The organism is Metapseudomonas otitidis (genome assembly GCF_900111835.1).
GTDB lineage: Bacteria > Pseudomonadota > Gammaproteobacteria > Pseudomonadales > Pseudomonadaceae > Metapseudomonas > Metapseudomonas otitidis.
On sequence record NZ_FOJP01000013.1, the window covers coordinates 173013 to 198192 of the forward strand.

General features: G+C 67.2%; 25 protein-coding genes. 11 read left to right on the plus strand and 14 right to left on the minus strand.

What is annotated here, in order from left to right:
- Positions 1 to 44: 44 nt before the first annotated feature.
- The 5 genes from BM198_RS18215 to BM198_RS18235 all read left to right on the plus strand — a co-directional run bounded on the left by BM198_RS18215 (position 45) and on the right by BM198_RS18235 (position 3566).
- A complete protein-coding gene (locus BM198_RS18215) occupies positions 45 to 1544 on the plus strand; it encodes an RNA polymerase factor sigma-54 (protein WP_074971623.1) in 1500 nt (499 codons plus the stop codon).
- 81 nt (positions 1545 to 1625) lie between these two features.
- Positions 1626 to 1934 carry a ribosome hibernation-promoting factor, HPF/YfiA family gene (gene hpf, locus BM198_RS18220; protein WP_044409703.1) on the plus strand — a complete coding sequence of 103 codons (309 nt, stop codon included), beginning with the start codon at positions 1626 to 1628 and terminating at the stop codon, positions 1932 to 1934.
- Between the two features lie 15 nt (positions 1935 to 1949).
- Positions 1950 to 2414: a PTS IIA-like nitrogen regulatory protein PtsN gene (ptsN, locus tag BM198_RS18225; protein WP_074971624.1), complete on the plus strand. Its 465-nt coding sequence runs from the start codon at positions 1950 to 1952 to the stop codon at positions 2412 to 2414.
- 8 nt (positions 2415 to 2422) lie between these two features.
- Complete coding sequence (rapZ, locus tag BM198_RS18230; protein ID WP_074971625.1) at positions 2423 to 3280, plus strand: RNase adapter RapZ; 858 nt, start codon at positions 2423 to 2425, stop codon at positions 3278 to 3280.
- Between the two features lie 13 nt (positions 3281 to 3293).
- The gene (locus BM198_RS18235; RefSeq protein ID WP_074971626.1) at positions 3294 to 3566 is read left to right on the plus strand and encodes an HPr family phosphocarrier protein; all 273 of its coding nucleotides are present in this window, start codon (positions 3294 to 3296) and stop codon (positions 3564 to 3566) included.
- Positions 3567 to 3580: 14 nt separating this feature from the next.
- Here the strand turns inward: BM198_RS18235 and BM198_RS18240 are convergent, their stop codons facing one another.
- The 6 genes from BM198_RS18240 to pmbA form a co-directional block, all read right to left on the minus strand.
- Complete coding sequence (locus tag BM198_RS18240) at positions 3581 to 4513, minus strand: ZIP family metal transporter (protein ID WP_373323455.1); 933 nt, start codon at positions 4511 to 4513, stop codon at positions 3581 to 3583.
- On the minus strand, positions 4513 to 5124 hold the full coding sequence (locus tag BM198_RS18245) for a superoxide dismutase (protein WP_074971627.1): 612 nt from the start codon (positions 5122 to 5124) through the stop codon (positions 4513 to 4515). Before BM198_RS18245 ends, BM198_RS18240 begins: the two co-directional genes overlap by 1 nt.
- A 16-nt stretch (positions 5125 to 5140) precedes the next feature.
- On the minus strand, positions 5141 to 5578 hold the full coding sequence (locus tag BM198_RS18250) for a tetratricopeptide repeat protein (RefSeq protein ID WP_044409748.1): 438 nt from the start codon (positions 5576 to 5578) through the stop codon (positions 5141 to 5143).
- A gap of 50 nt (positions 5579 to 5628) precedes the next feature.
- Positions 5629 to 7005: a class II fumarate hydratase gene (locus BM198_RS18255; protein ID WP_074971628.1), complete on the minus strand. Its 1377-nt coding sequence runs from the start codon at positions 7003 to 7005 to the stop codon at positions 5629 to 5631.
- Entirely contained in the window at positions 6998 to 7393 is a 396-nt protein-coding gene (locus BM198_RS18260) for a hypothetical protein (RefSeq protein ID WP_044409753.1), read from the minus strand. The genes BM198_RS18255 and BM198_RS18260 overlap by 8 nt, the downstream gene beginning before the upstream one ends.
- A gap of 188 nt (positions 7394 to 7581) precedes the next feature.
- A complete protein-coding gene (pmbA, locus tag BM198_RS18265; protein ID WP_044409756.1) occupies positions 7582 to 8928 on the minus strand; it encodes a metalloprotease PmbA in 1347 nt (448 codons plus the stop codon).
- Positions 8929 to 9070: 142 nt separating this feature from the next.
- On the opposite strand from pmbA, the gene yjgA reads away from it, so the two are divergent.
- Positions 9071 to 9592: a ribosome biogenesis factor YjgA gene (gene yjgA, locus BM198_RS18270; protein ID WP_044409758.1), complete on the plus strand. Its 522-nt coding sequence runs from the start codon at positions 9071 to 9073 to the stop codon at positions 9590 to 9592.
- Between the two features lie 62 nt (positions 9593 to 9654).
- Here the strand turns inward: yjgA and tldD are convergent, their stop codons facing one another.
- The 8 genes from tldD to mreB are packed head-to-tail and all read right to left on the minus strand — an operon-like array spanning position 9655 to position 20511.
- Positions 9655 to 11097, minus strand: coding sequence for a metalloprotease TldD (tldD, locus tag BM198_RS18275; protein ID WP_074971629.1), 1443 nt, complete (start codon positions 11095 to 11097; stop codon positions 9655 to 9657).
- A 2-nt stretch (positions 11098 to 11099) separates the two neighbouring features.
- A complete protein-coding gene (locus tag BM198_RS18280) occupies positions 11100 to 11948 on the minus strand; it encodes a carbon-nitrogen hydrolase family protein (RefSeq protein WP_074971630.1) in 849 nt (282 codons plus the stop codon).
- Positions 11949 to 11988: 40 nt separating this feature from the next.
- The gene (locus BM198_RS18285; RefSeq protein ID WP_074971631.1) at positions 11989 to 15816 is read right to left on the minus strand and encodes a YhdP family protein; all 3828 of its coding nucleotides are present in this window, start codon (positions 15814 to 15816) and stop codon (positions 11989 to 11991) included.
- A gap of 13 nt (positions 15817 to 15829) precedes the next feature.
- Complete coding sequence (rng, locus tag BM198_RS18290; RefSeq protein WP_044409769.1) at positions 15830 to 17287, minus strand: ribonuclease G; 1458 nt, start codon at positions 17285 to 17287, stop codon at positions 15830 to 15832.
- Positions 17288 to 17296: 9 nt separating this feature from the next.
- Complete coding sequence (locus BM198_RS18295) at positions 17297 to 17890, minus strand: Maf family protein (protein ID WP_074971632.1); 594 nt, start codon at positions 17888 to 17890, stop codon at positions 17297 to 17299.
- A gap of 48 nt (positions 17891 to 17938) precedes the next feature.
- On the minus strand, positions 17939 to 18427 hold the full coding sequence (gene mreD / locus BM198_RS18300) for a rod shape-determining protein MreD (RefSeq protein WP_044409775.1): 489 nt from the start codon (positions 18425 to 18427) through the stop codon (positions 17939 to 17941).
- Positions 18427 to 19440, minus strand: a complete 1014-nt coding sequence (mreC, locus tag BM198_RS18305; RefSeq protein ID WP_074971633.1) for a rod shape-determining protein MreC — start codon at positions 19438 to 19440, stop codon at positions 18427 to 18429. Before mreC ends, mreD begins: the two co-directional genes overlap by 1 nt.
- Positions 19441 to 19473: 33 nt before the next feature.
- Positions 19474 to 20511 carry a rod shape-determining protein MreB gene (gene mreB / locus BM198_RS18310; RefSeq protein WP_021217765.1) on the minus strand — a complete coding sequence of 346 codons (1038 nt, stop codon included), beginning with the start codon at positions 20509 to 20511 and terminating at the stop codon, positions 19474 to 19476.
- A gap of 222 nt (positions 20512 to 20733) precedes the next feature.
- Between mreB and gatC the strand changes: the two genes are divergently transcribed.
- From gatC to BM198_RS18335, 5 genes are all read left to right on the plus strand, one after another.
- Positions 20734 to 21021 carry an Asp-tRNA(Asn)/Glu-tRNA(Gln) amidotransferase subunit GatC gene (gatC, locus tag BM198_RS18315; protein WP_074971634.1) on the plus strand — a complete coding sequence of 96 codons (288 nt, stop codon included), beginning with the start codon at positions 20734 to 20736 and terminating at the stop codon, positions 21019 to 21021.
- Positions 21022 to 21036: 15 nt separating this feature from the next.
- Positions 21037 to 22488, plus strand: coding sequence for an Asp-tRNA(Asn)/Glu-tRNA(Gln) amidotransferase subunit GatA (gatA, locus tag BM198_RS18320; RefSeq protein WP_074971635.1), 1452 nt, complete (start codon positions 21037 to 21039; stop codon positions 22486 to 22488).
- An 11-nt stretch (positions 22489 to 22499) separates the two neighbouring features.
- Positions 22500 to 23945, plus strand: a complete 1446-nt coding sequence (gene gatB / locus BM198_RS18325; RefSeq protein ID WP_074971636.1) for an Asp-tRNA(Asn)/Glu-tRNA(Gln) amidotransferase subunit GatB — start codon at positions 22500 to 22502, stop codon at positions 23943 to 23945.
- Between the two features lie 143 nt (positions 23946 to 24088).
- Positions 24089 to 24478: a septal ring lytic transglycosylase RlpA family protein gene (locus BM198_RS18330; protein WP_044409792.1), complete on the plus strand. Its 390-nt coding sequence runs from the start codon at positions 24089 to 24091 to the stop codon at positions 24476 to 24478.
- Between the two features lie 13 nt (positions 24479 to 24491).
- On the plus strand, positions 24492 to 24878 hold the full coding sequence (locus tag BM198_RS18335; protein WP_074971637.1) for a carboxymuconolactone decarboxylase family protein: 387 nt from the start codon (positions 24492 to 24494) through the stop codon (positions 24876 to 24878).
- Positions 24879 to 25180 lie beyond the last annotated feature (302 nt).

The window sequence follows — 25180 nt, forward strand, 5'->3', positions numbered from 1 at the left end:
GATGGCGCACACGCGCCGGCGAATAAGGTGCAAAGCCCCCTGCCATGAAACCATCGCTTGTCCTGAAGATGGGCCAGCAGCTGACGATGACCCCGCAGCTGCAACAGGCCATCCGCCTACTCCAACTCTCCACCCTGGACCTGCAGCAGGAGATCCAGGAAGCGCTGGAGTCCAACCCCATGCTCGAACGCCAGGAGGAAGGGGAGGATTTCGATAACTCCGACCCCATGGCGGAGAGCGAGCAGCAGCCCAACTCCGGTAGCCAGGAAGCAAGCTTCCAGGAAACCACCGTGCCCACCAGCGACAGCGAGGGCATCGACGAGGGCGAGTGGCATGAACGCATCCCCAGTGAACTTCCCGTCGATACCGCCTGGGAAGACGTGTACCAGACCAGCGCCAGCAGCCTGCCCAGCTCCGATGATGACGAATGGGACTTCACCTCCCGCACCTCCGCCGGGGAGAGCCTGCAAAGCCACCTGCTGTGGCAACTGAACCTCGCACCGATGTCGGACACCGACCGCCTGATCGGCGTCACCATCATCGATTGCATCAACAACGACGGCTACCTCGAAGAAACCCTCGAGGAGATCACCGAATCCTTCGACCCCGAACTGGGCATCGAGGTGGATGAGGTCAAGGTCGTGCTCAATCGGGTCCAGCAGTTCGAACCCGCCGGCGTCGGCGCACGCGACCTGCGCGAATGCCTGCTGCTGCAACTTCGCCAACTGCCTACCAATACCCCCTGGCTGGGTGAAGCCCAGCGCCTCACGGGCGACTACCTCGACCTGCTCGGCGGCCGCGATTACAGCCAGCTCATGCGCCGCATGAAGCTCAAGGAAGACGAGCTGCGCCAGGTCATCGAACTGATTCAGGCGCTCAATCCCCGCCCGGGCTCGCAGATCGAAGCCAGCGAACCGGAATACGTCGTGCCCGACGTAATCGTTCGCAAGCACAACGACCGTTGGCTGGTCGAGTTGAACCAGGAGGCCGTGCCCCGCCTGCGCGTCAACCCGCACTACGCCGGTTTCGTGCGCCGTGCCGACTCCAGCGCGGACAACACCTTCATGCGCAACCAGTTGCAAGAGGCACGCTGGTTCATCAAGAGCCTGCAAAGCCGCAACGAAACCCTCATGAAGGTGGCTACCCAGATCGTGGAGCATCAGCGAGGCTTCCTCGAATACGGCGACGAAGCCATGAAGCCGCTGGTCCTGCACGACATCGCCGAGGCGGTCGGGATGCACGAGTCCACGATTTCTCGCGTCACCACCCAGAAATTCATGCACACGCCACGTGGCATTTACGAGCTGAAATACTTCTTCTCCAGCCACGTCAGCACCTCCGAAGGTGGCGAATGCTCGTCCACCGCGATCCGCGCGATCATCAAGAAACTGGTGGCCGCCGAAAATGCCAAAAAGCCGTTGAGCGACAGCAAGATCGCTGGTTTACTGGAAGCACAGGGTATCCAAGTGGCCCGCCGCACAGTCGCCAAGTACAGGGAATCGCTTGGCATCGCACCTTCCAGCGAACGCAAGCGACTGATGTGAGCGGATTGATCCACGCCAAAGTGTTCCGGTGGCAGGCCCGTTAGCCTGTCTCTTACACACGGGCAATAAGGAGAAAGCGGTATGCAAGTCAACATCAGTGGACATCAACTGGATGTGACCGACGCCCTGCGCGACTACGTGATCGAAAAGTTCGAACGTCTGGAGCGCCACTTCGACAAGATAACCAACGTGCAAGTGATCATGCAGGTCGAGAAGCTGAAGCAGAAGATCGAAGCCACCCTGCACATTGCAGGCGGCGAGGTCGTTGCCAACGCCGAGCATGAAGACATGTACGCCGCCATCGACCTGCTGACCGACAAACTCGACCGCCAACTGATCAAGCACAAGGAAAAGCAGCTCAACCGCCAGCAGGGCGCGACCGTCCGCTGACCTCTCCCCTTCCCTATGATCCGACTTGAGCAAATCCTGACCCCCGGCCGTTCACTCGTGAACGTGCCGGGCGGCAGCAAGAAACGCGTGCTGGAACAGATCGCCAGCCTCGTCGCACGCGACCTGGTGGATCTCGACTCGCAAGACATCTTCGAAAGCCTCGTTGCCCGCGAAAAGCTCGGCTCGACCGGCTTCGGCAACGGCATCGCCATTCCCCACTGTCGCCTTCAGGGCTGCGCTGCGCCGGTGAGTGCCGTGCTGCGCCTGGATGCGGCCGTTGATTTCGACGCCATCGACGGCGCCCCTGTGGACCTGCTGTTCGTACTGCTGGTCCCCGAAGCGGCGACCGATGAGCACCTGGAGCTGCTGCGCCAGATCGCCAGCATGCTCGACCGCAGCGACGTACGGGATCGCCTGCGTCACGCGCAGGACAGCGAGAACCTGTACCAGGTGGTCGTCGACGTGCAGAACGCACAGTAGGCACCGGCATGCGCCTGGTCATCGTCAGTGGTCGTTCCGGATCCGGCAAGAGCACGGCACTCGACGTACTCGAAGACAACGGCTTCTACTGCATCGACAACCTCCCCGCCGGGCTCCTTCCCGAGCTTGCCGAGCGCGCCCTGCTGCACACCGAACTGCTTCACCCCCAGGTTGCGGTGTCCATCGACGCCCGCAACCTGCCGAGCCAGCTCCAGCGCTTCCCGGAGCTGCTCGCCGAGGCCCGCGCCAAGCACATCCTCTGCGACCTGCTGTACCTGGACGCGGACGAGGAGACGCTGCTCAAGCGCTTCTCCGAGACCCGCCGGCGCCACCCGCTGACCACCGAGAACCGATCCCTGGCCGAGGCCATCCACGACGAGAGCAAATTGCTCGCGCCGATTGCCGACCTCGCCGACCTCAAGATCGACACCACGCACCTGAACCTCTACCAGCTGCGCGACACCATCAAGCTGCGCCTGCTCAACAAGCCCGAACCCGGCACCGCCTTCCTGGTGGAGTCCTTCGGCTTCAAGCGCGGCATGCCGGTGGACGCCGATCTGGTATTCGACGTGCGCTGCCTGCCCAACCCCTACTGGAAACCCGACCTGCGGGACTTTTCTGGGCTCGACGGCGTCGTGGCCGACTACCTGGCCGCCCAGCCCGATGTCGAGGAGATGTACCAGGACATCGTCGGTTATCTGAACAAATGGCTGCCCCGGTTCGCCGCCAGCAACCGCGCCTACGTCACCATCGCCATCGGCTGCACCGGCGGTCACCACCGCTCCGTGTACCTCGCCGAGCGCATCGGGCGCGCCCTCAAACCGCTTCTCAAGAACGTCCAGGTTCGCCACCGCGACCTCACCTGAAAGGACCCACGCGATGCCTGCCTGTGAAATCACCATCTGCAACAAGCTCGGCCTGCACGCCCGCGCTGCGGCGAAGTTCGTCGGCGTGGCAGGCCGCTTCCCGTGTCAGGTCCGCGTCGGACGCTCCCCGGAAAGCCTGGTGGACGGCAAGAGCATCATGGCCGTGATGATGCTGGCCGCCGGCAAAGGCACGCCTATCCACCTGCACACCGATGGGGACCAGGGCGACGAAGCCCTCAACGCCCTGATTGAGCTGATCAACAACAAGTTCGACGAAGGCGAATAACCACGCCGCCCTCGCTACACCAGCGCCGTATCCAGCACCATCATCAGGCAGAAGCCGAACGCCAACCCCAGACTCCCGGCCACTGGATGTCCACGCCTGTGGCACTCCGGGATGATCTCGTGAGTCACCGCGAAGAGCATCGCCCCCGCAGCCAGGGCCAGGCCCCACGGCAGCAGCACAGTCGAGACCTGCACCAGCCACGCGCACAGCAGCGCGAACAGCGGCTCCACCAACCCGGATGCCGCGCCGATCAGCAGCGCCCGTCCCCGCGACATCCCCGCCCCTGCCAGCACCAGGGAAATGATCAGCCCCTCCGGCAGGTCCTGCAGCGCAATGCCCAGCGCCAGGCTGTCCGCGCCGGCCAGGCCCGCGCCAGCCGCCACGCCCACCGCCATGCCTTCCGGAATGTTGTGCACCACGATGGCGATCACGAACAGCACCACCCGAGGCGCCAGACGCACGCCAGCCCCGGCATCGACGGGTAACGCCTGATCCGGCAACAGGCGCCCCAGGCCGAACAGCGCACTGGCACCCAACAGCAAGCCAATGCTGACCAGAAAACCCGCCGACCAGCGGGAGAACCCCAACTGCCCCGCCGCCTCCAGCCCCGGCATCAACAGCGAGAACACCGTCGCCGCCAACATTACGCCGGCCCCGAAGCCAAGCAGGGCATTGGACGCCCGGGCCGACAGACGGCCCAGGCACAGCACCGGCAAGGTGCCGACGGCCGTGCCCAGGGCGCAGAGGCTCCCGGCCATCAGCGCATGCCAGAGGTGCGGCTCCAGCACCCGCTCGGTGGCCAGCAGCGCCCGCCACCCCAGCAGCAGCGCCCCGATCAGCACCAGTGCGATGCCCAGCACCTGCCGCAGCGACAAGCCGCTGGGCAGGCCTGCCCCCACCAGCCGTCGTCGACGGGCCAGGGACGCCATACGCAAGGGCGCCGCCATCAGGCCAGCGCCTCTCGGTAGCGCCGCTCCACCTCGGCCCAATCCACCACGTTGTAGAACGCCCCGATGTATTCCGGCCGGCGGTTCTGATAGCGCAGGTAATAGGCGTGTTCCCACACGTCCAGACCCAGCACCGGCGTATTGCCGTGCATCAGCGGACTGTCCTGGTTACCGGTGCTCTCCACCACCAGGCGCCGTTCGGGCGTCACCGACAGCCATGCCCAGCCACTGCCGAAGCGCTTCAGCGCGGCCTGGGTAAAGGCCTCCTTGAAGGTAGCGAAACCACCCAGCTCCGCTTCGATGGCCGTACGCAGGGTTCCACCGGGCTCACCGCCACCTGCCGGCGACATCACGGTCCAGAACAGGCTGTGGTTCGCATGCCCGCCCCCGTTGTTGATCACCGCCACGCGCAAGGCCTCGGGCAGCTCATCGAGGCGACGCAGCACCTGCTCCACCGGCAGATGCCCGAGGGCGTTGCCCTCCAGCGCCGCGTTCAGGTTGTTCACGTAGGCCTGGTGGTGCTTGCTGTGGTGGATCTCCATGGTGGCCGCATCGATGTGCGGTTCCAGCGAGTCGTAGGCATAGGGCAAGGCAGGCAAGACGTAAGGCATGGAGGGTGTTCCTCTCTCAGTGGTAATGGCGGCTCATGGCGGGTGCTCGGCGGGCGACGGGAGCGCCGCGGTCCAGCAAACGGTCGGTGCGCGGGTAGGTGCCGTGGTCCTGAATGAACTGCATCAGCGTGGCGTAGGTCCGCCCACTGTGGCGCTGCGCCATCTCCCGCAGGTCCTGCGGCTGGCGAGCGTCATACACCAGCTGCAGCAGGCGCTCGTGGCAGGCGCAGAGGTACTCGGCGGTCTCCTCCGGCTGCTCCAGCATCAGGTGCAGATCACCCAGGTTGTGGTACGACACCACCAGTGCAGACACCGCCTCGGCCGGTTCCGGCCAACGCTCCAGCAGCATCTGCGCCTGGGCCAGCGCACGCAGGTAGAGCTCGCGCGCCTCGATCCAGTCCCCGTCGTGGAAGCAGCGGTTGCCCGCCGTGATGATGCGTTTCCAATATTCCATGCGACACCTCCAGAACAGGAGCGCCACCGGAGCGGCGCCCGGTGGAGCGGCTAGAGACCGCCCTCGGTGAGTTTCTCGGGATTGAGCAACTGCTCCAGCTCGGCCCGGGACAGTGCGGTGTGCTCCTCGGCCACATCGATCACCGGGCGTCCCTCGCGGTAGGCCTGCTTGGCGATTTCCGCCGCCTTCAGGTAGCCGATGATGGGGTTCAGCGCCGTCACCAGAATGGGGTTGCGCGATAGCGCTTCCTGCAGCTTCGGCTGGTTGACGGTGAAGCTCGCCACGGCGCGGTCCGCCAGCAGTCGGCTGCTGGTGGTGAGCACCTGCAGGCTGCCGAGCAGGTTGTGGGCCACCAGCGGCAGCATCACGTTCAGCTCGAAGTTGCCGGACTGCCCCGCCAGGGTGATGGCGGCGTCGTTGCCGATGACCTGGGCGGCCACCATCGCCGTCGCTTCCGGAATCACCGGGTTGACCTTGCCCGGCATGATCGAAGAGCCCGGCTGCAGGGCCTCCAGCTCGATCTCCGCCAGCCCCGCCAGCGGCCCCGAGTTCATCCAGCGCAGGTCGTTGGCGATCTTCATCAGCGACACCGCCACCGTCTTCAGTTGTCCGGACAGGGCCACGGCGTTGTCCTGGGAACCGATCAGGGCGAAGAAGTTGCTGCCAGGGGCGAAGCGCAGGCCGGTCAAGGTATTCAACTCATCGCAGAAGCGCTCGGCGAAACGCGGATGGGCGTTGATCCCGGTGCCTACTGCCGTGCCGCCCTGGGCCAGTTGCTGCAGGCTCGGCAGCAGTGCACGCAGGTGCTCGATGTTGCTTTGCACCTGCTGCGCCCAGCCATCGAGTACCTGGCTCATGCGCACCGGCATGGCATCCATCAGGTGGGTACGCCCGGTCTTCACATAAGGGCGGACCGCCAGGGACTTCTCGCACAGCACCTGCAGCAGGTGGCCCAGCGCCGGCAGCAGGCCTTCGGTGAGTTCGATGGCCGCGCTGATATGGATGCTGGAGGGGATCACGTCATTGCTGCTCTGCCCGCAGTTCACGTGGTCGTTGGGGCTCACCGGCTCGCCGAGCAGGCGCCCGGCCAACGTGGCGATCACCTCGTTGGCGTTCATGTTGGAGCTGGTGCCGGAGCCGGTCTGGAACACATCCACCGGGAAGTGCGCCATGAAGTCCGTAGCCAACAGTTCCTGGCAGGCCCCCACGATGGCATCGCCCATGGCCGGGCTGATCTGCTCCAATTCCACGTTGGCGCGGGCCGCCGCCGCCTTGGCCAGGATCAGGGCGCGGATGAAGGGCGCCGGCATCCGCAGGCCGGACACCGGGAAGTTGTTCACCGCCCGCTGGGTCTGGGCGCCATAAAGGGCATGGGCGGGCACGGCCAGCTCGCCCATGCTGTCGCGTTCGATTCGGGTGTCAGTCACGCTGGGCTCCTTCTTCGGGATCGTGGTAACGGAGGGACGGCGCCAGGTTCAGGGTGGCCAGGCGCCATTGCAGCGCGCGAAGGCGGCGCTGCAGGGCAGAGCTGCGCGCGTGGTGGCGCAGCTCCTGCAGGGGGAGATAGGCGTAGTCCAGGCACTGCGCCCGCCAGTGGGCCGGGAGCGCCCGGTCTTCCGCGCTGCGCAGCAGCAGGTCGAGGCAGGCCTCGAAGATGCGCCAGGGCGAGGCGCCTTGGCGCTCGGCCAGTTGCCGGGCCTCGTTCAGGTAGCGCACCAGCAGGCGCGGCTCGTCCGGACACAGCGCGCAGCGGATGCGCAGGCCGGTCGAGCGCCAGCGGGCGGTAGCCGGGTTTTCCTCGCGGCAGGACTGCATGGCAAACCTCTAACGAAAATCATTCGCGAATGAGAATAATAATATTTAGAGATAATTGCCAAGCGCCGTTGTGCAGGCCCGCTCGCCAGCCGGGGGCTGCGTTTCGATGAAAGCGCTTGAAAAAGCAGAAAAAGAAACGAAAACGCGCCCATTGGGCGCGTTCTCAGGGGCGGAGCGTGTGGAGGCGATCAGCTGCCAGCAACAGTCATCCGCTCGATCAACACCGAGCCGGTGCGGATGTTGCCGCGCATCTCCAGGTCGGAGCCCACAGCGAGGATCTGGCGGAACATGTCCTTCAGGTTGCCGGCGATGGTCACTTCCTGCACCGGGAACTGAATCTCGCCATTCTCCACCCAGTAGCCGGCCGCACCACGGGAATAGTCGCCGGTCACCATGTTCAGTCCCTGTCCCATCAGCTCTGTCACCAACAGGCCACGCCCCATGCGGCGCAGCAGCGCCTTCTGGTCTTCCGGGCCATGGCTGACGAACAGGTTGTGCACGCCGCCGGCATTGGCCGTGCTCGGCAGGCCGAGCTTGCGCCCGGAATAGGTGCCCAGCACATAGGACACCAGGTCGCCCTTCTCCACGAACGGCTTGGCGTAGGTGGCCAGGCCATCGTTGTCGAACGCCGCGCTGGCCATGGCGCGCGGGATGTGCGGGCGCTCATCGATGCTCAGCCACTCAGGGAACAGGCGCTGGCCCAGCGCGCCCTCCAGGAAAGAGGACTTGCGGTACAGGTTGCCGCCGGAAATGGCTGACAGGAAGCTGCCGAACAGCCCCGTGGCCAGCTCCGCTGCGAACAGCACCGGCACCTCGCAGGTGGGTACCGCCCGGGCCCCCAGGCGGCTGACGGTGCGCTCGGCGGCGCGGCGACCGATGCTCGCCGGATCCGCCAGCTGGGTGCCAATGCGGTTCACGTCGTACCAGTAGTCACGCTGCATCTGGCCTTCGCTGCCGCCGATCATCACGCAGCTCAGGCTGTGGCGGGTGCTGGCGTAGCCCCCGACGAAGCCATGGCTGTTGCCGTACACGCGGCAGGCCTGGTGGGTGCTGAGGGTGGTGCCGTCGGCATTGGTGATGCGCGGATCGGCATCGAAGGCCGCCGCTTCGCAGGTGAGCGCCAGCTCCACCGCCTGCTCCGGGCTGATGGCCCAGGGGTGGTAGAGGTCCAGCTCCGGCAGGTCGCGGGCCATCAGGGCCGGGTCGGCCAACCCCGCGCAGTCGTCTTCCGAGGCGTGCTTGGCAATCGCCAGGGCCGCCGCCACGGTCTCGCGAATAGCCTCTTCGCCGCTGGCCGAGGTGCTCGCCGAGCCCTTGCGCTGCCCTACATAAAGGGTGATGCCGAAACCCTGGTCACGGTTGAACTCCACCGTTTCCACCTCGCGCTGACGCACCGTGGTGGACAACCCCTGCTCCATCGACACCGCCACCTCGCAGGCCGTCGCGCCCTGGCGGGCGGCCTCGGCGATGATGCGCTCTACCTGCGCCTGCAGCTCCGGAAGGGCCTGCGGGCCAACACCTTGTACGTCACTCATAGCCACTCCGATTTCTCAAACCCGTTTCGACGGGGCGGGCGCCGCGCGCCCTGCCCCACCCGCCGCGAACGCGGCGCCAGCCGGGACGGACAATCCCCCTCCGACTGGTTATCATGGCGGCGTTTTCCACTGGACCACCCCCATGCCTGAATATCTCGACGACGACTTCTCCGGAGAGAAGAGCAAGTCCCAGGTCAAACGCGAGCTGCAGGCCCTGCAGGACCTGGGCGAACGCCTGACCACCCTCAAGCCCGACATGCAGGACAAGCTCCCGCTCACCGATGCGCTGCGCAAGGCCCTGGTCGAGGCGCCCAAGCACAAGGCCCACATCGCCCGCAAACGCCACCTGCAGTACATCGGCAAGCTGATGCGCGAGCAGGATGTCGAGGCCATCGTCGCCATGGTGGACCAGGTCGACAACACCACCCGCGAATACAACGAGCGCTTCCACAGCCTCGAACGCTGGCGTGATCGCCTGATCGCCGGCGACGACGAAACCCTCGAAGCCTTCGTGGCCGACTACCCGGACACTGACCGCCAGCACCTGCGCGGCCTGATCCGCCATGCCCAGCACGAAGCGGCCCGCAACAAGCCGCCCGCCGCCGCACGCAAGGTCTTCAAGTACATCCGCGAACTGGACGAAATCCAACGCGGCCTGCGCTGAAGACCGCCACGGGCCCGCACCCCGGCCACGCCGGGGCCAACGGCCCGTAGCACCGCGCCGCATCAGGCGCCGGTGCCTCCCACTGTGATCGCATCGATCTTCAGCGTCGGCTGACCGACGCCCACGGGCACCGACTGCCCGTCCTTGCCACACGTCCCCACGCCGCTGTCCAGTGCCAGGTCGTTGCCCACCATGGACACCCGGCTCATCGCCTCCGGCCCATTGCCGATCAGCGTCGCGCCCTTCACCGGCGCGGTGATCTTGCCGTTCTCGATGAGGTACGCCTCGCTGGTGGAGAACACGAACTTGCCGCTGGTGATGTCCACCTGGCCACCGCCGAGGTTGGCGCAGTAGATGCCGCGCGGGACCGAGGCGATGATCTCCTCCGGGTCGCTCTCCCCCGCCAGCATGTAGGTGTTGGTCATGCGCGGCATCGGCAGGTGCGCGTAGGACTCGCGACGGCCGTTGCCGGTAGGCGCCACGCCCATCAGCCGCGCATTGAGCTTGTCCTGCATGTAGCCCTTGAGCACGCCGTTCTCGATCAGCGTGGTGCACTGGGTCGGGGTGCCTTCGTCGTCCACGCTCAGCGAACCACGGCGACCGGCCAGGGTGCCGTCATCGACGATGGTGCACAGGCTGGAGGCAACCTTCTCGCCGATACGGCCGCTGTAGGCCGAACTGCCCTTGCGGTTGAAATCGCCTTCCAGGCCGTGGCCCACCGCCTCGTGCAGCAGCACGCCGGACCAGCCGGCACCCATCACCACCGGCAGCGTGCCGGCCGGTGCCGGCACCGCTTCCAGGTTCACCAGCGCCTGGCGCAGCGCCTCGCGGGCATAGCCCATGGCGCGGTCTTCCTGGAGGAAGTAGCGGTAGTCGGTCCGCCCGCCGCCGCCGTGGCCACCGCGTTCGCGGCGACCGTTCTGCTCGACGATCACACTGACGTTGAAACGCACCAGCGGGCGCACATCACTGCCCAGGCTGCCGTCGCTGGCGGCCACCAGCACGTGCTCCCAGACCCCGGCCATGCTCACGGTGACCTGCTTGATGCGCGGGTCGAGCGCGCGGGTGGCCTGGTCGATGCGCTGCAGCAGCGCGACCTTCTCGGCACGGCTGATCACGTCCAGCGGGCTGTCCGGCGCATAGAGCCGGGCCACCTCGGGGCTGGCGAAGGCCTGCACGCGTCCCTGCTGCCCGGCCCGGGCGATGGACCGGGCCGCACGGGCCGCCTGGCTCAGTGCCTCGGGGGTGATGGCGTTGCTGTAGGCGAAGCCGGTCTTCTCGCCGGACTGGGCACGCACGCCCACGCCCTGGTCGAGGTGGAAGCTGCCGTCCTTGACGATGCCGTCCTCCAGCACCCAGGACTCGGAAACCAGCCCGTGGAAATACAGGTCGGCGGCATCGATGCCCGGACCGGCCACCTCGCCGAGAACACCCTGCAACTGCTCGATGGCAAGGCCGCCCGGCGCCAGCAGGCGGTCACTGACGGATAACAACATCTGGCTCATAGCTACTCCGTAATCACCGGCGCGGGTTCGGCCGGCGTCTTGAATCGTCTGTGTGCCGTCACCGGCATTCGTTGGCGGATCGCCCGCTGCTCCTCGGCATCGCGCCGGGCCAGCAGTACCGCCTCACCCTTTCCGGCCTCGGCCAGGACACGCCCCCATGGATCGACGATAGACGAATGCCCATGGGTTTCCCGCGGCCCCGGATGAACGCCGCCCTGCCCGGCCGCCAGCAGGTAGCACTGGGTCTCGATGGCGCGGGCGCGTACCAGCACCTCCCAATGCGCCGCACCGGTCACCGCCGTGAATGCCGACGGCGCGGTGATCAACTCGGCCCCGGCCTCGCGCAATGCGCCGTACAGCTCGGGGAAGCGCAGGTCATAGCAGACCGTCAGCCCCAGGCGCCCCACCGGTGTATCGACCAGCACCACGTGGTCGCCGAAGGCGTAGTCGTCGGACTCGCGATAACGCCCCCGGGCATCGGCCACATCCACGTCGAACAGGTGGATCTTGTCGTAGCGCGCGACCCGCTCGCCGTGCTCATCCACCAACAGCGAGCAGGCGTTGGGCTTGGCGTCCGGGCGGCCTTCGGGTGGCAGGGGCAAGGTGCCGGCCACGATCCATAACCTGAGGTCGCGGGCGGTCTGTTTCAACCAGGGCAGGATCGGCCCTTCGCCACGGGCCTCGGCCTGCCCCAGCCGAGCCAGGTCGCGCCGGCCCATGGCGGCGAAGTTCTCCGGCAGCACGGCCAGGCGCGCGCCCTGCCCTGCCGCGTCGGCCAGCAGGCGCCGAGCGGCGTCGAGGTTGGCCAGGACGTCGTCCTGGCTGGTCATCTGGATTACCGCGAACTCCATGGCGTCCTCCGGCGTACGACAACGGCCATGCAACGGCCCGTCATGAATCGGGTTTCTCGAACGGCTTGTCGAAGGTGAACTTCGGGTCCTGCAGGGGGCCGCGCACCTTGTACTGCACGCTGGCGAAGCGGGCGACCCGGTCCCCCAGCAGCTTGTCCACCACGAACAGCGCACCACCAATGGCCGGGGCGCCGACGATCAGTGCGGCGAGCGGCAGGTTGTTGGTCACCGGCAGGGTCACCAGCAGCTTGGCGTCGATGCTCTCGTGGGCCATGTCCAGGGTGCCATTGAGCTCCAGCCCGCTGGAGGGCCCTTCGAGCACGATGGGCTTGCGGGTCACGAAGACCCCGTCGGTGCCCTCCAGCACGCCCTTCACCCGGTCGTAGGCCAGGCCCTTGCCCAGCAGGTCGGAGAAGTCCAGGCGCAGGCGGCGGCCGATGGAGTTGAAGTTGAGCAGGCCGAACACCCGCAGGGCCTGGGCACTGCCGTCGGCCTCGACGAACTGGCCCTTGCGCAGTGCCGCATCAAGAGAACCGTTGAAGCGTTTCAGGCTGACCCAGGCCGGCGAGCCGGGCCAGCGCCCATCCACGTCCAGGCGGAAGCGCTCGCTGGTGGCGGTGGGGGCGTACTTCCAGGCCAGCAGCACGTCGGCGAGGTTCTTGCCCGCCAGGCGCCCCTTGTACCAGGTGCTGCTGGCACCCGCGCTGCCTTCCCAGCCGAGGGCGCCGTCGATGTGCAGCCCCTTGAGGTCCAGCGACAGCTCGCTGAACTGGGTGCCGCTGGCCACCGGACGCGCCTTGAACGACCAGGCGCCCAGCGGCTCGTCGCCCAGCTGGACCTGGGCAATGCGCACGTCCAGTGCCGGCAGAGAGTGGGGGTCGTGATCCTTGAGCGGGTCGGGGCCGAGCGTGTCGTCCTTGTCGTCGTCCGCCGGCTTGGGGAGGCGCAGGCGCGCCAGGTCCAGCGCCACCGGCGCGCCCTGGGCGTCCGGGAGGCTGATGGTGCCCTGCAGCAGGTTGCTGTCCAGGTCCACCTTCCAGGCCGCATCGCCCCGTTGCAGACCAACGCGGAAATCCTGCAGCTCCAGTCCCATGCCGCTGAACCGGCCGATGCGCAGGTCAGCGCTTTGCAGCAGGCCGACGGCATTGCCGGCATCCTTCTCGGCGTAACGCTGGCGCACGCCCTGCCAGGCGGCCAGGTCGAGGTCGTCCAGCACGCCCCGCACGCGCACGCCACGAGCGGTCGGCAGCACGGCACGCCCGGAGCCGAGCATCAGCTCGCCACGGCAGCCGGAAAAATCGTTGGCCGGGGCCGCCAGCGCCAGGTCGGCAAGGTCGCCGTACTGGAACCAGTAGCGTCGCTCGGCGCCGTCCAGGGTCATGCGCCACTGGCTGTCGCGCACGGCCTCGGCGGGCTTGCCGAAGGGCGCCGGCAGATCGATGGCCACGCCCTTGAGGGTCGAGTCCACTTTCAGTTGGCTGTCCTTGCCGTCCAGCAGCAGGTCGAGCCGATAGGGCACGGCACCGCTGACCGGCAGCGGACGATTGACGCCGAGCCAGGCGGTCAGGTCCTTCAGCGCCACCACGCCGTTGGCCTGGATGCGGCTGCGCGCCTGGCCGTTGCGGCCTTCGGCGGTGGCACGGGCGGCAACGTCGCGGCCGAAGACCCGGGCGCGGATGTCCTTGCTGCTCAGGCCGCTAGCCGTGTCGTAGCGGAAAGCGCCGTTCAGAGCGCTGAGTTCGAGACTCGGAGTGGCGAAGCGCAGGCGCGCGTCCTGGGTGGCGAGGTCGACCACCACACGCGGCTCCCCGCCGGCCTTCGCCAGGGGGATGTCCAGGTCCAGGTTGCCATCCAGGGTGCCTTCGCCCTGCCAACCGGCCATCACCTGTGCGGCGGGGGTCGGCGCCTGCTGGAGGATCTTCAGCCCGTCGGCGAAGCTGCTGTCGAGCCTGGCGGTCAGCTTCAGGTGGGGCACCTTGCCGCTGTCCACGTGGGGCACGTCGGCGCGGGCATCACTCACCTGGCTGTCGAGGATGCGCCCGCTGGGCACCCGAACCCGCACGCCGGTGTGCTCGACGAACACGTCGCCCCGGGCGTCAGTCAGGGCCGGCCAGCCGGGCTGGTAGTCGAGCTGGGCGTCACGCACCTTGAAGAACAGGCTGATGGAGCGCGCCTCCGGCGGCGAGGCGTGCAACAGGGAGCCCTGGTACTGGAAGAAGCCCTCGTCGATGCCGCCGCCCTTGATCGAGCGCTTGAGCCACTCCGCCAGCTCCGGGCTGAGGCCGGAGGACAGCGTCGGCAGGTATTTCTCGGTGAAGCGCGCGTCGCCCTGGCTGAGGCCGACGCGCAGGTCCATGTAGTCCTCGCCGGCCGGGTCGCGCAGCAGGCGGATGAGGAAGTCACCGGCGATGTGTCCCTCCTCGCCCTCCACCCGCAGGTAGGGGGCGACCAGGGTGAAGGCCTGCTCATCCAGCGTCCAGGTCAGCCGGGCGTGGGCTTCGCGGTAGTGCCAGGGCTTGGGGAACAGGTGGTCGAGGTGCAAGGCGAAGTCATCGGCGTCCAGACGCAGTTCGCCGCCGGCCAGGTTGCCGGTCAGGCTGCCGCTGACGTTCTCTGCCGCCGGCGCGCCGTGCACGGCGCCGAAGCTCAGGCGCTCCAGGTTGGTGCTGTAGGCCAGGCGCTGGCCGAGGGGAGCATCCGGTCGCCAGGTGGCCTGTACGTTGCGCAGGGCACCCTTGGGATCGAGGCCATCCACCAGTTCCCGCGCCAGGTCGTTGAGGGGCGCAAGCCCCTTGACCAGGGGCACCAGGGGTTTCAGGTCGATGCGGTCGGCACGCACACGCCATTCCCGCGCGTCCTCGCTTCCAGCCTCTTCGGCCAGCAGGTGCACGCCGCCCCAGCGCTGCTCGCCCACGGTCATGGACAGCGAGTCCAGTTGCAGGCGCATGCCGGCGGCGGTGCGGTCGAAGTAGGCATCCACCGCGAGGTCCTGGAGGGTCACGGGGGCCTGGTCACGACGGCTGCCTTTCAGCTCACCGACACGCAACCGGCTCACCGCGCGGCGCAGTTCGCCACGGGACCACTCCGCCCACAGCTCACCGCCACCCAGCACCTTGCTCAGGCGCCAATCGTTGGCGATCGACTTGGGCAACCAGCGGGCCCAGTCGGTCTGGGGCAGGCTCAGGTAGGCATGGGCTTCGCTGGCCAGCCAGTCCTCGGGGTCCAGTCGGGTGTCAAGGCGCAGGCTCAGCGGCTGCCCGTCGGCCAGCACCAGGCGCCCCTCCAGTTGCTGGGACGATGCACTGCCGGAGAGTGCCGCCTCGACGTAGGTGAAGGTCGCCGGCTGCTGCTGCCAGGGCTGAACGGTGACCTGGCTGTTGACCAACGCGAACCGGCCCACGGACTGGAAGCCCTGGATCAGTTGGGCGGGGCGCAGCGCGGGGGAATCAGGACGGGACGGCACGCCCGCGACGGCCCAATGGCCGCTTTCGTCCTGCACCACCTGCAGGTTCAGGCCGTCGAGTTCGAGGCTGGCCAGCTTCGGCGCGCGCTGCAGGAGGCTGCCGAGCACGTCCGGCACCAGCCGGACCTGATCCAGCCGCAACACCTCGTCGCCCCGGCCGATGACCACGTCACGGGCCACCACCACCGGTGCAAAGCCCTGCCAGCTGCCTTCCAGGGCACCGATCTCGACATCCTGGCCCAAGGCATCGCTGGCGCGGGCGCGCAGGTCGTCGCGGTACTCCGCCACCATCGGCACCAGTTGCCGACCGAGACTGACATAGAGCGCAGCCAACACCAGCCCCAGTGCACAGAGGGCCAGGAGGGTTCTCAGGAGGGTGACCAGCAGCAGACCCTGGCGCGCCATTCAGCGGGGGCCCTCAGAGCAGGACGACATCGTACTGCTCCTGGGAATACATGGCCTCGACCTGGAACTTGATGGTGCGCCCGATGAAGGCCTCCAGGTCGGCGACGTTGCCGGACTCCTCGTCCAGCAGGCGGTCCACCACCTTCTGGTTGGCCAGCACCCGGTAACCCTCGGCCTGGTAGGCGCGGGCCTCACGGAGGATCTCGCGGAAGATCTCGTAGCAGATGGTTTCCGGCGTCTTCAGCATGCCGCGCCCCTGGCAGCTCGGGCAGGGCTCGCAGAGGTTCTGCATGAGGCTTTCGCGGGTGCGCTTGCGGGTCATCTGCACCAGGCCGAGCTCGGTGATACCGATGATGTTGGTCTTGGCGTGGTCGCGCTCCAGCTGCTTCTCCAGGGTCCGCAAAACCTGCCGCTGGTGCTCCTCGTCTTCCATGTCGATGAAGTCGATGATGATGATCCCGCCGAGGTTGCGCAGGCGCAGCTGGCGGGCGATGGCGGTGGCAGCCTCGAGGTTGGTCTTGAAGATGGTCTCTTCCAGGGTCCGGTGGCCAACGAAGGCGCCGGTGTTCACGTCGATGGTGGTCATCGCCTCGGTGGGGTCGATGATCAGGTAGCCGCCGGACTTCAGCAGCACCTTGCGCTCCAGGGCCTTCTGGATCTCGTCCTCGACGCCGTACAGGTCGAAGATCGGCCGTTCGCCGGGGTAGTGCTCCAGGCGGTCGGCGATCTCAGGCATCAGTTCGTCGACGAACTGGGTGACCTTCTGGAAGGTCTCGCGGGAGTCGATGCGGATCTTCTCGATACGCGGGTTCACCAGGTCACGCAGCGTGCGCAGGGCCAGGCTCAGGTCCTCGTAGATCACCGAGGGGGTGGAGGCGGTCTGCATCTGCCCGGAGATCTGCTCCCACAGGCGACGCAGGTAGCGGATGTCCACCAGGATGTCTTCGCGACGGGCACCATCGGCGGCCGTGCGCAGGATGAAGCCGCCGACTTCCTCGATGCCCTCGGCGGCGACGCAATCGGCCACCACCTGCTTGAGGCGCTCGCGCTCGGCTTCGTCCTCGATCTTCAGGGAGATGCCCACGTGGGCCGTGCGCGGCATGTACACCAGGTAGCGCGAGGGGATCGACAGCTGGGTGGTCAGGCGCGCGCCCTTAGTGCCGATGGGGTCCTTGGTGACCTGCACCACCAGGCTCTGCCCTTCATGCACCAGCGCGGTGATGTTCTCCACCGCGCTGCCTTCGCGGGTGGAGATTTCCGAGGCGTGGATGAAGGCGGCGCGGTCCAGGCCGATGTCGACGAACGCCGCCTGCATGCCCGGCAGCACGCGCACCACCTTGCCCTTGTAGATGTTGCCGACGATGCCGCGACGCTGGGTCCGCTCGACGTGCACTTCCTGCAGCACGCCGTTTTCCACCACCGCCACGCGCGATTCCATCGGCGTGATATTGATCAGGATCTCTTCGCTCATGCTGAAAACCTACCTGAGGCGTTGCCAACAAGGAATGCCGAACTGCCCGAGTAGTTCCGCCGTTTCCAGCAACGGTAGCCCGACCACGGCGGAATAGCTGCCCTGCAGATCGGCGACGAAGACCGCGCCCAGGCCCTGGATGGCATAGCCGCCAGCCTTGTCGGTGGGCTCGCCGCTGGCCCAGTAGGCCTCGCGCTCGGCCAGGGAGATGTCACGGAAGCGCACCCGGCTGGTCACCAGGCGGGAGACGCAGCGGGAGCCATCGGCCAGGGCCACGGCGGTGAGCACCTGGTGTTCGCGCCCGGAGAGCGCGGCCAGCATGGCCAGGGCATCGTCACGGTCCAGGGGCTTGCCAAGGATGCGACCGTCCAACACCACGGCGGTGTCGGCACCCAGTACGCAGTGGCCGTCGCTCGCAGCGCCCAGCGCTGCCAGGCCGGCGGCGGCCTTTTCCCGTGCCAGGCGCTCGACGTAGGCGGGCGCGGATTCGCCAGGCAGCGGGGTTTCATCGATGGGGGCGCCCAGGGGCTGGAAGGGAACGCCGATCTGCGCCAGCAGTTCGCGGCGGCGGGGCGATCCGGAGGCCAGGTGGAGCGTGGCCATGCAGACTTCTCCATGTCGAGAAGACCCCGCGGCATGGCCGCAAGGCGATCAGTGGACGTTGAGGCGCCGACTCAGGCCGCGCATGGCGGCGAAGACCCAGGGCCAGAGCAGCCCGCTCACCAGGGCGGGCAGGAGGAACAAGAGGGTCGGCGGGCGGTTGCCGGTGAGGGCGTTGAGCCAGAGCTGCACCAGTTGCGCCAGGCCGAAGACCACCATCAGCACCAGGCTCTGTTGCCACATGGGGAACATGCGCAGGCGCTGGTGCAGATTGAGCACGAGGAAGGTGACCAGGGCCAGCACCAGGGCGTTCTGCCCCAGCAACGAACCGTAGAGCACGTCCTGGGCGATGCCGACGATCCAGGCGGTGGTCATGCCCACGCGCTGGGGCAGCGCCAGAGTCCAGTAGGTCAGCAGCAGGGCGGGCCACAGCGGGCGACCGACCTCCATGAAGCTGGGCATCGGCGCGACGCTGAGCAGCAGGGAGACCAGCAGGCTGAAGCCGATCACCCAGCCATTGCGGGGGCGCGCAGTGGCCATCAGTGGTTGCCTCGGGAAGCGGGAGCCGCCTGGGCAGGCGCAGCGGGCGCGGCTGCAGGCGCCGGGGATGCAGCAGGCGTCGCAGCCGGTGCCGGCTGTGCAGCGCCCTGGGGCTGGGCGGCCTTGCTGGCGGCCTCGCGGTCGGCGGCTTCCTGGGCCTCGGCAGCGGCATTGGCACGCTCCTCGGGGCTCCGGGTGTCAGTGAATACCAGCAGCACGTAGCGGCTGCGGTTGAGAGCAGCGGTGGGCACCGCGCGGACGATGGCGAAGGGCTGGCCGGAGTCGTGGATGACTTCCTTCACGGTGGCCACCGGGTAGCCCGCCGGGAAGCGCTGGCCCATGCCGGAACTCACCAGCAGGTCGCCTTCCTTGATGTCGGCGGTATCGGCCACATGGCGCAGTTCCAGGCGCTCCGGGTTGCCGGTGCCGCTGGCGATGGCGCGCAGGCCGTTGCGGTTCACCTGCACCGGGATGCTGTGGGTGGTGTCGGTGAGCAGCAGCACGCGGGAGGTGTAGGGCATGACCTCCACCACCTGTCCCATCAGGCCACGGGCGTCGAGCACCGGCTGACCGAGGAACACGCCATCCTTCTCGCCCTTGTCGATGAGGATGCGGTGGGTGAAGGGGTTGGGGTCGACGCCGATCAGCTCGCCCACCAGCACCTTCTCGTCCACCAGGGCAGACGAGTTGAGCAGCTCGCGCAGGCGCACGTTCTGCTCGGTGAGAGCCGCCAGCTTCTGCAGCCGGCGCTGCATCAGCAGGGCCTCGGCCTTGAGCTTCTCGTTCTCGGCGATGAGCACGCTGCGGCTGGTGAACTGGTCGCTGATGCCGTCCCACACGCGCACGGGCAGGTCCGCCAGCCAGTAGAAGGGCGTAAGGACCGATCCCAGCTGGCTGCGAACGGGCTTGAGGGTCTCGAAGCGGGCGTCCACCACCATCAGGGCAGCGGACAGCACGGCGAACGCCAGCAGGCGCACGCCGAGCGAGGGTCCCTTGGCGAATAGCGGTTTGATGGGCCGCTCCTAAGGCGAATGGGCTCTCCGACCTTACTCGGTGGAGAGCAGGTCCATCGCGTGGCGATCCATCATTTCCAGGGCACGGCCGCCGCCACGGGCCACGCAGGTCAGCGGGTCCTCGGCGACGATCACCGGCAGGCCGGTTTCCTGGGAGAGCAGCTTGTCCAGGTCACGCAGCAGGGCGCCACCGCCGGTGAGCACCAGGCCACGCTCGGCGATGTCGGACGCCAGTTCCGGCGGGGATTGCTCCAGCGCGCTCTTGACCGCCTGGACGATGGTCGCCAGGGATTCCTGCAGCGCTTCGAGCACTTCGTTGGAGTTCAGGGTGAAACTGCGCGGTACGCCTTCGGCCAGGTTGCGGCCACGGACGTCGATCTCGCGGACTTCGCCACCGGGGAAAGCGGTGCCGATTTCCTGCTTGATGCGCTCGGCGGTGGATTCGCCGATCAGGCTGCCGTAGTTGCGGCGCACGTAGGTGACGATGGACTCGTCGAAACGGTCGCCGCCCACGCGTACGGATTCGGCATAGACCACGCCGTTCAGGGAGATCAGGGCGATCTCGGTGGTGCCGCCGCCGATGTCGACGACCATGGAACCACGGGCTTCCTCGACCGGCAGGCCGGCACCGATGGCCGCAGCCATGGGTTCTTCGATGAGGAACACTTCGCGGGCACCGGCGCCCAGGGCGGATTCACGGATGGCACGGCGCTCGACCTGGGTCGACTTGCACGGTACGCAGATCAGCACACGGGGGCTGGGCTGCAGGAAGCTGTTCTCGTGAACCTTGTTGATGAAGTACTGCAGCATCTTCTCGCAGACGCTGAAGTCAGCGATCACACCGTCTTTCATCGGGCGGATGGCGGAAATATTGCCGGGAGTACGACCGAGCATGCGCTTGGCTTCGGTACCGACGGCCACGACACTCTTCTGGTTGCCGTGGTTGCGGATCGCGACCACGGACGGCTCGTTCAGGACGATGCCGCGTTCGCGCACATAAATAAGGGTATTGGCAGTGCCCAGGTCGATCGACAGATCACTGGAAAACATGCCACGCAGTTTCTTGAACATGGGAGAGGGACCCTAGGCAACGCGTGGGTAAAAAAGTGCGGCAAACTCTAACAACGGCAGGGATTTTGGGCAAGGCAGGCGTTGTGCTAAATTGCCGGTTTTTCTGGGCCTCCGGGCCCATCATCGCGGCCTTTGACCGCCCGTTCGCGGTACCGTTCCCGACCCTCCTCCCACCCGGTCGGATGCCCCCGGCGGCCACCGCATTTTCAGTTGGAGAACCCGATGGCGCTTGAACGCTCCGACGTGGAAAAGATCGCCCACCTGGCCCGTCTGGGCCTGAACGAAGGCGATATCCCGCGTACCACCGAGACCCTGAACAACATCCTCGGCCTGATCGATGCGATGCAGGCCGTGGACACCGACGGCGTCGAGCCGCTGGCCCACCCCCTCGAAGCCACCCAGCGCCTGCGCGCTGACGAAGTGACCGAGGAGAACCACCGCGACGCCTACCAGGCCATCGCACCGGCCGTCGAGAACGGCCTCTACCTCGTCCCCAAAGTCATCGACTAAGGAAAGGGTTACCCCATGCATCAATTGACCCTGGCCGAGATCGCCCGCGCGCTGGCCGCCAAGGAATTCTCCTCCGAGGAGCTGAGCAGCGCCCTGCTGGCGCGCATCCAGGCCCTCGACCCGCAGCTCAACAGTTTCATCACCGTCACCGCCGACCAGGCCCTGGAACAGGCGCGTGCCGCCGACGCCCGTCGCGCCGCCGGCGAGAACGGCGCCCTGCTCGGTGCGCCGATCGCCCACAAGGACCTGTTCTGCACCCTCGACGTGCGCACCAGCTGCGGCTCGAAGATGCTCGACAACTTCAAGGCGCCCTATGACGCCACCGTGGTCGCGAAGCTCAAGGCCGCCGGCGCCGTCACCCTCGGCAAGCTGAACATGGACGAGTTCGCCATGGGCTCCGCCAACGAATCCAGCCACTACGGCCCGGTGAAGAACCCCTGGGCGCTGGACCGCGTGCCCGGCGGCTCCTCCGGTGGCTCCGCCGCCGCCGTCGCCGCGCGCCTGGTGCCCGCCGCCACCGGCACCGACACCGGCGGCTCGATCCGCCAGCCCGCCGCCTTCACCAACCTCACCGGTATCAAGCCCACCTACGGCCGCGTCTCGCGCTGGGGCATGGTGGCCTACGCCTCCAGCCTCGACCAGGGCGGCCCGCTGGCCCGCACCGCCGAGGACTGCGCCCTGATGCTCGGCGCCATCGCCGGCTTCGACCCGAAGGACAGCACCTGCGTCGACGCCCCGGTAGACGACTACCTCGCCGCCCTCGCCCAGCCCCTGGCCGGCCTGCGCATCGGCCTGCCGAAGGAGTACTTCGGTGCCGGCCTCGACGCACGCATCGGCGCGGCCGTGATGGCCGTGGTGGAAGAGCTGAAGAAGCTCGGCGCCACCGTCAAGGACATCTCGCTGCCCAACATGCAGCACGCCATCCCGGCCTACTACGTCATCGCCCCGGCCGAGGCCAGCTCCAACCTGTCGCGCTTCGACGGCGTGCGCTTCGGCCACCGCTGCGAAGACCCCAAGGACCTGATGGACCTGTACAAGCGCTCCCGCGCCGAAGGCTTCGGCAGCGAAGTGAAGCGCCGCATCATGGTCGGCACCTACGCCCTGTCCGCCGGCTACTACGACGCCTACTACCTCAAGGCCCAGAAGATCCGCCGCCTGATCAAGAACGACTTCGTCGCGGCCTTCGCCGATGTCGACGTCATCCTCGGCCCGACCACGCCCAACCCGGCCTGGAAACTGGGCGCGAAGAACAACGACCCCGTCGCCGAGTACCTGGAAGACATCTACACCATCACCGCCAACCTCGCCGGCCTGCCGGGGCTGTCCATGCCCGCCGGCTTCGTCGACGGCCTGCCGGTGGGCGTGCAGCTGCTTGCGCCCTACTTCCAGGAAGGCCGCCTGCTCAACGTGGCCCACCAGTACCAGCAGGTCACCGACTGGCACAAACAGGCCCCGGCCGGATTCTGAGGACGACACACATGCAATGGGAAACCGTGATCGGGCTGGAAATCCACGCACAGCTCAGCACCCAATCGAAGATCTTCTCCGCCAGCGCCACCACCTTCGGCGCCGAGCCCAACACCCAGGCCAGCCTGGTTGACCTGGGCATGCCCGGCACCCTGCCGGTGCTCAACGCGGAAGCCGTGCGCATGGCGCTCAAGTTCGGCCTGGCCATCGACGCCGAGATCGGCGCGCGCAACGTCTTCGCCCGCAAGAACTACTTCTACCCGGACCTGCCCAAGGGCTACCAGACCAGCCAGATGGACCTGCCCATCGTCGGCAAGGGCCACCTGGACATCACCCTGGAAGACGGCACAGTCAAGCGCATCGGCATCACCCGCGCGCACCTGGAAGAGGACGCCGGCAAGAGCCTGCACGAAGACTTCCACGGCATGAGCGGCATCGACCTGAACCGCGCCGGCACCCCGCTGCTGGAGATCGTCTCCGAGCCGGAGATGCGCAGCGCCAAGGAAGCCGTCGCCTACGCCAAGGCCATCCACGCCCTGGTGCGCTACCTCGGCATCTGCGACGGCAACATGGCCGAAGGCTCGCTGCGCTGCGACTGCAACGTCTCGGTGCGCCCCAAGGGCCAGGCCGAGTTCGGCACCCGCCGCGAGATCAAGAACGTCAACTCGTTCAAGTTCATCGAGCGCGCCATCAACGCCGAGATCGCCTGGCAGATCGACGAGCTGGAATCCGGCCGCAAGATCGTCCAGGAAACCGTGCTCTACGACGTGGCAGCCAACGAAACCCGCTCCATGCGCAGCAAGGAAGAAGCCAACGACTACCGCTACTTCCCCTGCCCCGACCTGCTGCCGGTGGTGATCGAGCAGAGCTTCCTCGACGAAGTGCGCGCCCAGCTGCCGGAGCTGCCGGTGCAGAAGCGCGAGCGTTTCGAAAGCCAGTTCGGCCTCTCCGCCTACGACGCCAGCGTGCTCTCCGCCAGCCGCGAGATGGCCGACTACTTCGAGGCCGTGCAGCGCACCTGCGGCGACGCCAAGCTGGCCGCCAACTGGGTGATGGGCGAGCTCTCCAGCCTGCTCAACAAGGACGGCCTGGAGATCGAGCAATCGCCGGTTTCCGCCGAGCACCTGGGCGGCATGATCCTGCGCATCAAGGACAACACCATCTCCGGCAAGATCGCCAAGATGGTCTTCGAAGCCATGGCCGCCGGTGAAGGCAGCGCCGACGCGATCATCGAGAAGAAGGGCCTCAAGCAGGTCACTGATTCCGGTGCCATCGAAGCCATGCTCGACGAAGTCCTCGCCGCCAACGCCGAGCAGGTCGAGCAGTACCGCGCCAGCGACGAAGCCAAGCGCGGCAAGATGTTCGGCTTCTTCGTCGGCCAGGCCATGAAAGCCTCCAAGGGCAAAGCCAACCCGGGGCAAGTGAACGAACTGCTGAAGAAGAAACTCGAAGGGTGAGCCGGACTGGCCAACCCATGGGTTGGCCCGGCGAACGACCGGCCACGGAGGGCCGGAACGGGATTCCCGGTTGACCCGGTGCAGCGTCAGGAAGCCCGACGCTGCGCACAAGCACCGGTCAACCGCTCCCTGGAGACGTCCTGATGTGGCGATCCCTCAGCTCACTTCCGCTGTTGGCCGGCCTGGCCCTGCTGGCCGGCTGCAGCACACCCGGCTTCTTTTCCGGTGAAACCGGCGGCACCTACCGTGAGGACGGCGAAGCCTCGTACTACGGCGCACGCCACCACGGCAAGCGCACCGCCAGCGGCGAGCGCTTCGACCAGAACGCCCTCACCGCCGCCCACCGCACCCTGCCCTTCGGCACCCGGGTGAAAGTCACCAACCTGAACAACGACCGCAGCGTCGTGGTGCGCATCAATGACCGCGGCCCCCACACGCGCGGCCGCCTCATCGACCTCTCGCGCCGCGCCGCCGAAGCGCTGGACATGCTGCGCAGCGGCGTGGCCCCGGTGCGGCTGGAATCCCTCGACTGACTGGAGAATCACCATGAGCGATGCACGCAAACCCGGCGTCCAGGTCCGCCGCGAAGTGATGGGCGACGCCTTCGTCGACCGCGCCCTGGGCAATGCCACCGAATTCACCCAGCCCCTGCAGGACTTCGTCAACGAACACGCCTGGGGCGGCGTATGGAACCGCGAAGGGCTCGACCGCAAGACCCGCAGCCTCATCACCCTCGCCGCCCTCACCGCCCTGAAGTGCCCTCAGGAGCTGAAAGGCCACGTGCGCGGGGCCTTGAACAATGGCTGCAGCGTAGAGGAAATCCGCGAGGCGCTGCTGCACTGCGCGGTGTACGCCGGCGTACCGGCCGCCATCGACGCCTTCCGCGCCGCCCAGGAAGTGGTCGACGCCTGGCAGGCGGACCCGCAGGGCTGACGCCCGCCGGCGCCGAAACTGTGGGAGGAAAAAGCGTAGGGGGATGGCGCTGTTTCCATCCACCCAAGGAGCTGACAGCTGCTTCGTTGGTGGGCTGAAGCGGAACGCCGCCCGGCCCACCCTTCGGTTCCGCGAGGGCTGGCAGATCTTGAGGGAGAGCGACCGATAAGCCCCAGCCGCCGGCACGCCTTCACCCGTAGGATGTGGTGAGCCCGCGAACCGCATCAAACCCCGCTCACCAGGCCAACGTCGTGCGCACCGCTCGGCGCTCATACGACGCGTAGGGCGGTTCGCGCACCATC

What these genes read in the sequence shown, in the direction of transcription:
- BM198_RS18215 (WP_074971623.1), top strand. Translation starts at nt 45, where the DNA reads ATGAAACCATCGCTTGTCCTGAAGATGGGCCAGCAGCTGACGATGACC.
- hpf (WP_044409703.1), top strand. Translation starts at nt 1,626, where the DNA reads ATGCAAGTCAACATCAGTGGACATCAACTGGATGTGACCGACGCCCTG.
- ptsN (WP_074971624.1), top strand. Translation starts at nt 1,950, where the DNA reads ATGATCCGACTTGAGCAAATCCTGACCCCCGGCCGTTCACTCGTGAAC.
- rapZ (WP_074971625.1), top strand. Translation starts at nt 2,423, where the DNA reads ATGCGCCTGGTCATCGTCAGTGGTCGTTCCGGATCCGGCAAGAGCACG.
- BM198_RS18235 (WP_074971626.1), top strand. Translation starts at nt 3,294, where the DNA reads ATGCCTGCCTGTGAAATCACCATCTGCAACAAGCTCGGCCTGCACGCC.
- BM198_RS18240 (WP_373323455.1), bottom strand. Translation starts at nt 4,513, where the DNA reads ATGGCGGCGCCCTTGCGTATGGCGTCCCTGGCCCGTCGACGACGGCTG.
- BM198_RS18245 (WP_074971627.1), bottom strand. Translation starts at nt 5,124, where the DNA reads ATGCCTTACGTCTTGCCTGCCTTGCCCTATGCCTACGACTCGCTGGAA.
- BM198_RS18250 (WP_044409748.1), bottom strand. Translation starts at nt 5,578, where the DNA reads ATGGAATATTGGAAACGCATCATCACGGCGGGCAACCGCTGCTTCCAC.
- BM198_RS18260 (WP_044409753.1), bottom strand. Translation starts at nt 7,393, where the DNA reads ATGCAGTCCTGCCGCGAGGAAAACCCGGCTACCGCCCGCTGGCGCTCG.
- pmbA (WP_044409756.1), bottom strand. Translation starts at nt 8,928, where the DNA reads ATGAGTGACGTACAAGGTGTTGGCCCGCAGGCCCTTCCGGAGCTGCAG.
- yjgA (WP_044409758.1), top strand. Translation starts at nt 9,071, where the DNA reads ATGCCTGAATATCTCGACGACGACTTCTCCGGAGAGAAGAGCAAGTCC.
- tldD (WP_074971629.1), bottom strand. Translation starts at nt 11,097, where the DNA reads ATGAGCCAGATGTTGTTATCCGTCAGTGACCGCCTGCTGGCGCCGGGC.
- BM198_RS18280 (WP_074971630.1), bottom strand. Translation starts at nt 11,948, where the DNA reads ATGGAGTTCGCGGTAATCCAGATGACCAGCCAGGACGACGTCCTGGCC.
- BM198_RS18285 (WP_074971631.1), bottom strand. Translation starts at nt 15,816, where the DNA reads ATGGCGCGCCAGGGTCTGCTGCTGGTCACCCTCCTGAGAACCCTCCTG.
- rng (WP_044409769.1), bottom strand. Translation starts at nt 17,287, where the DNA reads ATGAGCGAAGAGATCCTGATCAATATCACGCCGATGGAATCGCGCGTG.
- BM198_RS18295 (WP_074971632.1), bottom strand. Translation starts at nt 17,890, where the DNA reads ATGGCCACGCTCCACCTGGCCTCCGGATCGCCCCGCCGCCGCGAACTG.
- mreD (WP_044409775.1), bottom strand. Translation starts at nt 18,427, where the DNA reads ATGGCCACTGCGCGCCCCCGCAATGGCTGGGTGATCGGCTTCAGCCTG.
- mreB (WP_021217765.1), bottom strand. Translation starts at nt 20,511, where the DNA reads ATGTTCAAGAAACTGCGTGGCATGTTTTCCAGTGATCTGTCGATCGAC.
- gatC (WP_074971634.1), top strand. Translation starts at nt 20,734, where the DNA reads ATGGCGCTTGAACGCTCCGACGTGGAAAAGATCGCCCACCTGGCCCGT.
- gatA (WP_074971635.1), top strand. Translation starts at nt 21,037, where the DNA reads ATGCATCAATTGACCCTGGCCGAGATCGCCCGCGCGCTGGCCGCCAAG.
- gatB (WP_074971636.1), top strand. Translation starts at nt 22,500, where the DNA reads ATGCAATGGGAAACCGTGATCGGGCTGGAAATCCACGCACAGCTCAGC.
- BM198_RS18330 (WP_044409792.1), top strand. Translation starts at nt 24,089, where the DNA reads ATGTGGCGATCCCTCAGCTCACTTCCGCTGTTGGCCGGCCTGGCCCTG.
- BM198_RS18335 (WP_074971637.1), top strand. Translation starts at nt 24,492, where the DNA reads ATGAGCGATGCACGCAAACCCGGCGTCCAGGTCCGCCGCGAAGTGATG.